This is a genomic window from Staphylococcus sp. HMSC061G12 (assembly GCF_001838465.1).
Lineage (GTDB): Bacteria > Bacillota > Bacilli > Staphylococcales > Staphylococcaceae > Staphylococcus > Staphylococcus simulans.
This window is the reverse complement of the sequence record NZ_KV837009.1, coordinates 1-239: the sequence shown is the minus strand read 5'-3', so window position 1 is coordinate 239 and position 239 is coordinate 1. Positions and strand designations below refer to the sequence as shown.

Here is a 239-nt window from a genome sequence, read left to right as displayed (position 1 = left end):
GGTGTTTCGAATGTGATTGTGTAATCACCGTTCGGTAAGTTTGTAAACTCATAGTTACCGTTTCCGTCTGTTGTTGTCGTTACTGTTGATCCGTCCGGTTTTGTCAACGTTACTTCTACGCCAGGGATACCTGGTTCATTTGAGTTTTGTACTCCGTCTTTGTTTGTGTCTTCCCAAACTTTATCGCCAACTGTGTAAGTTGCTGGCTCTTGTGGTGTTTCTTGTACTGGTTTGTAGAA

General features: G+C 42.7%; 1 protein-coding gene. It reads right to left on the bottom strand.

The features are described 5' to 3' along the window. Positions 1-239, bottom strand: a 239-nt coding sequence (locus HMPREF2937_RS00805) for an SdrD B-like domain-containing protein (RefSeq protein ID WP_142351379.1), incomplete at both ends; no start/stop codon positions are given.